The sequence below is a fragment of the Streptomyces sp. MB09-02B genome (assembly GCF_033794485.1).
Lineage (GTDB): Bacteria > Actinomycetota > Actinomycetes > Streptomycetales > Streptomycetaceae > Streptomyces.
On the sequence record NZ_JARGEE010000413.1, the window covers coordinates 1 to 7,723 of the forward strand.

Sequence of the window (7,723 nt, forward strand, 5' to 3'; positions counted from 1 at the left end):
GTGCGGTACGGGGTGGACGGTGGGGCGAAGCCGCCGCCCGTGAGTGCCATGACGCCTCGTGTGTCCCCGTCGTGGACGAGCATGTTGAGCGCCTGGGTGAGCATGGGCCACAGCTGCTCGCTGTAGAGGGCGTGGCTGATGGCGCCCACCAGGTCCTGACCCGTGAAGTCCGGCCCGAAGTCCGACGGCAGGGGTTGCTCGTCCAAGGAGTCGACCAGCGCCACGACCTGCTCACGGGCGGAGCGGGCGTCCTGCCCGAACGGGCACGTCAGCTCCTCGGTGCAGGCGTCGAGGTAGTCCTCCAGCGCCTTCTGCTGGCCCTGGGCACCCACCAGCCCCTGCTCGGTCAGCGGTTCGCTCAGGGTGTCCACCCCGTCGAGGGCCATCCGGCCCACCTTCCCGGGGAACTGCGCGGCGTACACCGCGCCCAGCCGGGTGCCGTAGGAGAACCCCAGGTAGTTGAGCTTCTTGTCGCCGAGGGCGGCGCGCATCACGTCGAGGTCGCGGGCGGCGTTGCGGGTGCCTATGTGTCGCAGCACCGGGCCGGAGTTCTCCCGGCACTCGGCGGCCGCCCGCCGCAGCCGTTCGAGCGCGGTCCTCGGGTCGTCGGAGTCCTCACCGCCGTCGGTCGCCTCCAGGGCCTCGTCGGTGCCGTCGCCGCAGCTGACCGGGGAGGAGCGGCCCACACCGCGCGGGTCGAAGGAGACGATGTCGTAGCCCTTGGTGAGGCCCATGAAGTCCTCGCCGCCGTAGGCGAGTTCGGGGACTCCCGGGATGCCGGGGCCGCCGAGGTTCAGCAGCAGCGAGCCGCGCGAGTCGCCATCGGCCCGGTAGCGGGCCAGCGCCAGGTCGAGGGTGCCGGCCTGCGGCCGGGTGTAGTCGAGCGGCACGGTGACCTTGCCGCAGCGCAGTTCCCGGGGCATCTCCACGCCCTCGCACCTCGACCACTTGATCTTCTGGTCGTAGAAGCGGCTCAGGTCGGGCCGGGCCTCGTCCTTGTCGTCGTCGGCGCCCGCCGTGAGGGAGGGCAGTCCGGCGCCCAGCAGGGCGAGCACCGCGACCGCGGCTCCGGTGAGAGGGCGCCGGCTGTGCGTGGACCGCATGCGTGCCTCCAGGGAAGCCCGGCCGGGGCGGCCGGGGACGACCCCCGGATCACCATAGGCGGCCCCCCGGGGCCACGCCTCCCGGCGGGCGGGCACCCCGGGAGTGCCGTACCCCGCGCCGCGCCGTGAGGCCGCCGACAGCGCGCGGAGGTCGCTCGTACGCGTGAAACCGGCCGCCGGACCGCCCCGTCGCGCCGCGAGGTCGGCCGTTTCCGGCGTCGCGAGCGTGATCGGGCGTCGGCGAGGATGCTGCGGGGCACGGCCGACCACCGGGCCCGCGGTCGTACGGCGGCCGCGCACTCGCGACCCCAGCGAAGGAGCGCAGAGATGATCTCTCCGGGCCATCAGGACCTCGTCGTCACCCGGGCCACCCTCGACGACTGGGCGGTGGTCGCCCGATGGGCGGGGGACGAGGGCTGGAACCCGGGCCTGTCGGACCCGGCGTGCTTCTTCGCACAGGACCCCGAGGGCTTCTTCATCGGCCGGCTCGACGGGGAACCGGTCTCCTCCGTCTCCGTCGTCACCTACGGCGACGACTACGCCTTCCTCGGCTTCTACCTGGTCCGCCCGGACCTGCGCGGCCGGGGCCACGGCCTCACCACCTGGAAGACCGCGCTCGCCCACGCGGGCGACCGCACCGTGGGCCTCGACGGCGTGGTCGCGCAGCAGGACAACTACCGCCAGTCCGGCTTCGAGCCGGCCCACCGCACCTTCCGGTACTCCGGTGTGGTGCCCGAGACCGCCGTACCCGCCGGTGTCCGGCCCGTCGGCGACGCCGCGCTCCTCGCGGCGTACGACAGTGCCTGCCACCCGGCGGACCGCCCCCGCTTCCTGGAGCACTGGCTGACCGCCGACGGGCACCGGGCCCTCGCGCGGATCGTCGACGGGCGGCTCACCGGCTACGGCGTCATCCGGCCCGGCCGGGACGCCCTGCGCGTCGGTCCCCTGTTCGCCGACACCGCCGACGACGCCCGCGCGCTGTTCGCCGGGCTCGCCGCCGAGGCCGCGGGCCGCGAGCTGGCCGTCGACGTGCCGGAGCCGAACACGGCGGCCGTGGCGCTGGTCGAGGAGCACGGACTGACGCCCTCCTTCGAGACGGCCCGCATGTACACCGGCCCGGTCCGGCCCTACGCGGCGGAGCGCGTCTTCGGGGTCACGACCCTGGAACTCGGCTAGGAGCCTCCCGCCGGGCCTCCGGGGATGCCTCCCGCCGGCTCTCCGTGGAGGAAGGAGCGGCGTCGCCCGGCGGGGCGGCGTCGCTCCTCCTGAACGCCCACTCCATGCGGGGCTCGACGACACAGCGGAGCGCGGCCCGCACGGGGGAGGTGCACAGCAGCGTGATGCCGCCGACCGCCACCGCCGTGACCGCGAGTGCCCCGAGCGGGGTGTGCAGCCATTCGACGGCGTACCAGTCCCGGAAACGCGCCCACTTGATCACGAAGCCGTGCAGCAGATAGCCGTACATCGTGCCCGCGCCCAGCGCCGTGAACCACAGCTGCCGACGCGGCACCCACGCCAGGAAGCAGGCCGTCAGCAGCACCGCCAGACAGAACAGGGCGGGCGTGGTCAGCAGGCCGGCCCAGCGGGTGACGCCCTGGCCGGTGACGCTGCCCCGGTGGTAGAACCACCCCGCGTCGAACCACGGAGCCACCCAGTAGGCCACCACGAGCGCCCCGAGACCGACCGGGAGCAGCGACAGTCGCACCCGGCGGGTCCGCAGCCGTTCGAAGTGCGACGCCCGCAGGGTCAGCCCCAGTACGAAGAACGGCAGGAAACCCAGCACCCGCTGGATCGAGACGTCGCCGCCGAGGCCCGGTGAGACCGCCGCCAGCACGGCCAGGCCCAGCGCGACCGGCAGCGGGTGACGCAGCATCAGCCACAGGGGAGTGGTCAACCGCCAGATGAAGAGCGCGACCAGGAACCACATCACGTACCAGGGATCCAGCAGGCTCAGCGGATAGCCCGGGTCGTCCTGCGCCCACCGGTAGAAGAGCGTGTACGCCGTCTCGAACACCACGTACGGCAGGGCCACGCCCGTCAGCAGCCGCTTCAGCCGGCCGGGCGCCATGTCGAAACTCCGCGAGAAGTACCCGGAGACCAGGGCGAAGGCAGGCATGTGGAAGGCGTAGACGGTCAGGTAGGCGGCCGTCGCGGCGCGGCTGCCGTACGTCAGCGGCTCCCACGCGTGGCCGCAGGCCACCAGGACGATGGTGAGGTACTTCGCGTTGTCGAAGTACGGGTCCCGCGAGGTCCGGCCTGCCCGGGGCCCCTTCCCGTCGGGCGGGGCGGCAGGGGAGGGGCGGGTGGACTGCACCACGTCTTCGGGCATCGCTGAGAAGTCTCCGGACGACGACGACTGAACCCGGATCGCCTGCCCCGTCCCGCCGGTCTCAGTCGTCCTCGACGGGATCACCGACGGTTTTGGCGTGGAACCGCCGGTGCAGGTCCCGCACCTGCCCGACCAGCTCGGGCACCGGACCCTCGACCCTCACCCCGGGCGCCACCTCCCGCACCGGCAATGTCCGCACCGGCGGCGCGGGGACCCCCAACTCACCCAGCCAGGAGGCGAGTTGCTCGGACGAGGCGACGTAGACGATGCGGCCGAGGCCCACCCAGGCGTGGGCGGCCGCGCACATCGGACAGTGCTTGCCCGAGGTGTACACGGTCGCCGCCGCGCGCTCCTCGGGGGTGAGCCGGGCCGCCGACCAGCGGGCCAGCTCGAACTCCGGGTGACGGGTGCGGTCACCGCCCGCCACCCGGTTGTGGTCCTCGGCCAGCACCGTGCCGTCGGCGCCGACCAGGACCGAGCCGAACGGTTCGTCGCCGGTCTCCAGGGCCTCGGCCGCCAGCTCCACACACCGCCGTAGGTGCACCAGTTCGGAATCGTTCACCATGACCGTCCGCCTCCTCCGCGGGGACCGCGCGACAGCGGTCCGCGACGAGCACCCTACGGCGTGTGCCCGGCTCGCACCCCTCTCAGCGGGCATCACCCGTACGGCCCTCACCGGGCGGACGGGCGGGCGGTGCCGGGGGTGCGCCCGCGGCACCGCCGAAGGTGAGAAAGCGGATGAATTCCGTTGCCAGGGCGAACGACTGATGATGGAGTGAGCACCATGGATCACACTGCTGTGCTGGCACTGTTCGACCGGGACATGCGGGAGGGCGCCCGTCCCGACGGGCCCGGAGCCCGGATCGAGCGTGTCGGCGAGGTGGTGCGCCAGATCGGTTCCGAGCAGGGCTGGAACGGCGTCGTCTGGTCCGACCTGGACGAGGCGGGCGCCGACGCGGCGATCACCGAGCAGATCCGGTACTTCTCCGGGCTCGGGCGCGACTTCGAATGGAAGCTGTACGGGCATGATCTCCCCGTCGACCTGGGACGACGCCTGCGGGCGGCCGGTTTCACACCCGCCCCGGAGGAGACGCTGATGGTCGCCGAGGTCGCCGACCTGACCCTCGACGTCGAACCGCCCGAGGGCGTACGCATCGTGCCGGTCACCGACCGCGCGGGCGTGGACCTGGTCGCCGACGTCCACGAGAAGGCCTTCGGCACGGACAGCTCCCGGATGCGCCACCAGTTGCTGGCCCAGCTCACCGGCGACACCGAGACGGTCGTGGCCGTGGTGGCGCTCGCCGGGGACGTACCGGTGAGCGCCGCCCGGATGGAACTGCTGCCCGGCACCCGCTTCGCCGGACTGTGGGGCGGCGGCACGGTCGAGGGCTGGCGAGGCCGGGGCGTCTACCGCGCCCTGGTCGCCCACCGCGCCCGGGTCGCGGCCGAGCGCGGCTACCGCTATGTCCAGGTCGACGCGCTGGCCCGCAGCCGCCCGATCCTGGCCCGCCTGGGTTTCGAGCCGCTCACGACGACCACGCCGTACGAGTACGCGGTGGGGAGCGCGGCGGCGGCCTGACCGCCGATCACAGGTCGAGCTGGTACTCGATCGCCGTGTGCGTGGGCCGGTAGCCGAGAGCGTCGTTGACCTGTCGCATGGGGAGGTTCTCCTCGGCGGTGTCCGTGAGCAGGGCCAGGTCCGGGGCCAGGGAGTGGGCGTGGCGGATCGCCTCCGCCTTCATCCGCAGCCCCAGACCGTGACCCCGGTGCTCGGGCAGCACGGCCGTGCCGTAGTGCTGGCCCTCGCCCTTGCCGTCGCCCGGCAGGACCAGCTCCGAGAAGCCGACGACCGTGCCGCTCGACGTGTGCACGGCGGCCACCGTGTGCAGCACGTCGCCGCGCCGTGCGATGGCCTCGGCCGCCGCCACGACCCGGTCGACGTCCCAGACGACCGTGCCGTAATCGGTGTCGCCCATCGGCATGTCGTCCATCGCGCGGCGCGAGGCGGCATAGGTGCGGGCGAGCTCCGGCGGTACGACGCCCGTCCAGCGGGTCAAGTGGTAGCCCGGGCACGGCTGTTCGAGGATCCGGGAGACATGGTCCGGATCGATCCCGGCGAGTTCGAGCCGGGCGTACACCAGCGTCAGCACCCGGCGGAAGCCGCACGCGGCGAGGAACGCGTCGCCGGGGGAGCCCAGGTCGGCCTGGGCGATGACGGCGCGGCGCCGCTCCTCCCGCGCCGAGGCGATCGCCGCGTCGACCAGCGCCGTGCCGACGCCCCGCCGCCGCTCGGCCGCGTGCACCGAGACGTCCAGCTCCGCGAGATGGGCCTGCCCCTCCTTGGTGAACAGCCGGAGGAAGGCCGTCCCGAGGGGGGTGCCGTCCTTCCCGGACGCCAGCCAGGCCAGTCGGCGGCTCGACGGGGTGACGGCGGGGTCGGTGAGGTGGGTGACGCGTGGCGACAACGGTGCTCCGGGAAGGGTCGACGGGCCAACGGCGGCGCCCGGCGACGCTAGCCGCCGGGCGCGATCACCCGCAACGGGATTCCGGACCCGCGTGGGCGCCCGCCCGCGCTCCCGGACTGCTCAGCGGCGTGCCCGGCCACGGTCCAGTGCCACGATGCCCAGGGCAGCCAGAGCGATCTGGATGAGCCACTCGATCCAGTCGACGCCGCCGGTGTCGGCCACACCGACCCCCGCGGCGATCGCGCTGCCGATCAGCGCGGCGACGATGCCCACGAGGATCGTCAACAGGATGCCGACGCGCTGCCGACCCGGTACGACGAGCCGGCCGAGCACGCCTATGACAATGCCGATGACGATGGCGCTGATGATGCCGTCGATCTCCATCTGAACTCCGCCCCTTGTCGTCGGGATCCCCGCAACCGTGCGAGTGCCCTTCGAACGCGAGTGCAGTCCGTTTCCGTTTCACCTTCTTCACGGGCTCGGCACCCATCCCGTGACGGCGAGCACCTCCGCCGCGACGTCCCTGACGGTGCGCCCGTCCGTCGCGACGCGGACGGTGTCCGTCGGCGCCCGTTCGTCCAGCAGCCGTGCCTTGCGCGCGCTGCCGGTCAGCTCCCCGCTGCAGCTCGGCGACGGCCGGTCCGCCTGAGCGGATCGGCCGCCGTTACCCCTCGCGGGCGTTCCTGGGCACACCTACGGTGTGTGGCTCCCTCGGGTGCCGCCCTTGGCGGCGACGCCGGCGCACATCAGCCCCAGCAGCAGGGTCAGGCAGCCGATGATGATGTTGTTGACCACGACACCGGCGTCCGGGCTCTCGCCCACGATCCACGCCGAGATGATCATCCAGACACCCAGTGCGCACATGGCCCAGCTCAGGCCGTACATCCTGTCCGGCGCGGCGGTGAAGCCGAGGGCCAGCAGGCCGATCGCGATGCCCACGATGAGGTTGTGGGGCACCAGCGCGGGCTGGCTCGTCGTGAAGTGGAGTATCCACGGGGACACGGCGCAGTACAGACCGAGCAGGAACACCGGTCCGTCCACGAGCGCCACGTCGCGACCACCGAGCATGCGGGCGTACCGAGCCTGCATTTCGGGTGCGTCGGGGTGACTGGAGAGGTCACTCCTGTGTGAGACGTTGGCCATGAGTCGACTCCTTTGAACTCTGCAGGCCTGACCGCGTCTGGTGGGGTATGCGGTAAGCGCCGCGTACGTTCATTCTGCGCTTATTTTCCCTTTATGTGTAGTGGCGGGGAGGGGTGGAGTCCGGGGTCGGCATCCGTCTCCGAGGAGCGCCGACCGCACCTCGGAGACGGGCCTGGACGGGTCCGCGCCCTCGACCGGCACATGGTCCGGTCGTTCGGCCCCGCCCATTCGCCCCTTCCGAGGGAACCGGGCCATCGGATGCACGCGGCGGCGATCCGGGGGGTGGGGCCGCGCGGGTCGGCGGGCCGGGTCTCAGCTCGCATCGCTTCTGCATCGTATAGTCGCCCGCATGGGTGCGTACGGGGACGAAAACCCCGCAGATCCGGGGCTCACCAGCGGGGCTCTGGCCCGCAGGCTGGGCGTTTCGCCCACCACCCTGCGTTCCTGGGACCGCCGCTACGGCATCGGGCCCGCGGTCCGCGCCGACGGACGGCACCGGCGCTGGACCCCGCGGGACGTGGCGGTCGTCGAGAAGATGTGCCGGCTCACCGCCGCGGGGGTGCCACCGTCGGAGGCGGCCCGCGCGGCGAAGGGAGGGGCCGGCGCCCGGGGTCCGGAGGAGGACCCCGCGGGCGCCGGAGCGCCCGACGGGGACCGGCCCCGGCCGACCCCCGCTCCCGGCC

The 7,723-nt window shown here is 73.0% G+C and carries 10 protein-coding genes; 4 read left to right on the forward strand and 6 right to left on the reverse strand.

Features of this window, described 5'->3' with window-relative positions; translation table 11 throughout:
- Positions 1-1,103 (reverse strand): alpha/beta fold hydrolase (locus P1P70_RS36325; protein WP_319245380.1); only part of this gene is annotated, 1,103 nt, incomplete at its 3' end.
- A 327-nt stretch (positions 1,104-1,430) separates the two neighbouring features.
- Here P1P70_RS36325 and P1P70_RS36330 point away from each other — a divergent pair.
- The gene (locus tag P1P70_RS36330) at positions 1,431-2,279 is read left to right on the forward strand and encodes a GNAT family N-acetyltransferase (protein ID WP_319245382.1); all 849 of its coding nucleotides are present in this window, start codon (positions 1,431-1,433) and stop codon (positions 2,277-2,279) included.
- On the opposite strand, the gene P1P70_RS36335 is transcribed toward P1P70_RS36330, so the two are convergent.
- Positions 2,257-3,432 (reverse strand): acyltransferase family protein, encoded by a 1,176-nt coding sequence (locus P1P70_RS36335; RefSeq protein ID WP_319245383.1) that lies wholly within the window; start codon positions 3,430-3,432, stop codon positions 2,257-2,259. The genes P1P70_RS36330 and P1P70_RS36335 overlap by 23 nt on opposite strands.
- A gap of 61 nt (positions 3,433-3,493) precedes the next feature.
- Positions 3,494-3,997, reverse strand: a complete 504-nt coding sequence (locus P1P70_RS36340) for a nucleoside deaminase (RefSeq protein ID WP_319245385.1) — start codon at positions 3,995-3,997, stop codon at positions 3,494-3,496.
- Positions 3,998-4,216: 219 nt separating this feature from the next.
- Here P1P70_RS36340 and P1P70_RS36345 point away from each other — a divergent pair, with 219 nt between their 5' ends.
- Entirely contained in the window at positions 4,217-5,011 is a 795-nt protein-coding gene (locus P1P70_RS36345) for a GNAT family N-acetyltransferase (RefSeq protein ID WP_319245387.1), read from the forward strand.
- A 7-nt stretch (positions 5,012-5,018) separates the two neighbouring features.
- On the opposite strand, the gene P1P70_RS36350 is transcribed toward P1P70_RS36345, so the two are convergent.
- Positions 5,019-5,897, reverse strand: a complete 879-nt coding sequence (locus P1P70_RS36350) for a GNAT family N-acetyltransferase (protein WP_319245389.1) — start codon at positions 5,895-5,897, stop codon at positions 5,019-5,021.
- 120 nt (positions 5,898-6,017) lie between these two features.
- Entirely contained in the window at positions 6,018-6,281 is a 264-nt protein-coding gene (locus P1P70_RS36355) for a GlsB/YeaQ/YmgE family stress response membrane protein (RefSeq protein ID WP_319245391.1), read from the reverse strand.
- Positions 6,282-6,390: 109 nt separating this feature from the next.
- Between P1P70_RS36355 and P1P70_RS36360 the strand changes: the two genes are divergently transcribed.
- A complete protein-coding gene (locus tag P1P70_RS36360; protein WP_319245394.1) occupies positions 6,391-6,546 on the forward strand; it encodes a hypothetical protein in 156 nt (51 codons plus the stop codon).
- Positions 6,547-6,590: 44 nt separating this feature from the next.
- Here P1P70_RS36360 and P1P70_RS36365 read toward each other — a convergent pair whose 3' ends face one another.
- On the reverse strand, positions 6,591-7,040 hold the full coding sequence (locus P1P70_RS36365) for an SPW repeat protein (protein ID WP_319245392.1): 450 nt from the start codon (positions 7,038-7,040) through the stop codon (positions 6,591-6,593).
- A 349-nt stretch (positions 7,041-7,389) separates the two neighbouring features.
- Between P1P70_RS36365 and P1P70_RS36370 the strand changes: the two genes are divergently transcribed.
- Positions 7,390-7,723 (forward strand): MerR family transcriptional regulator (locus P1P70_RS36370; RefSeq protein ID WP_319245393.1); only part of this gene is annotated, 334 nt, incomplete at its 3' end.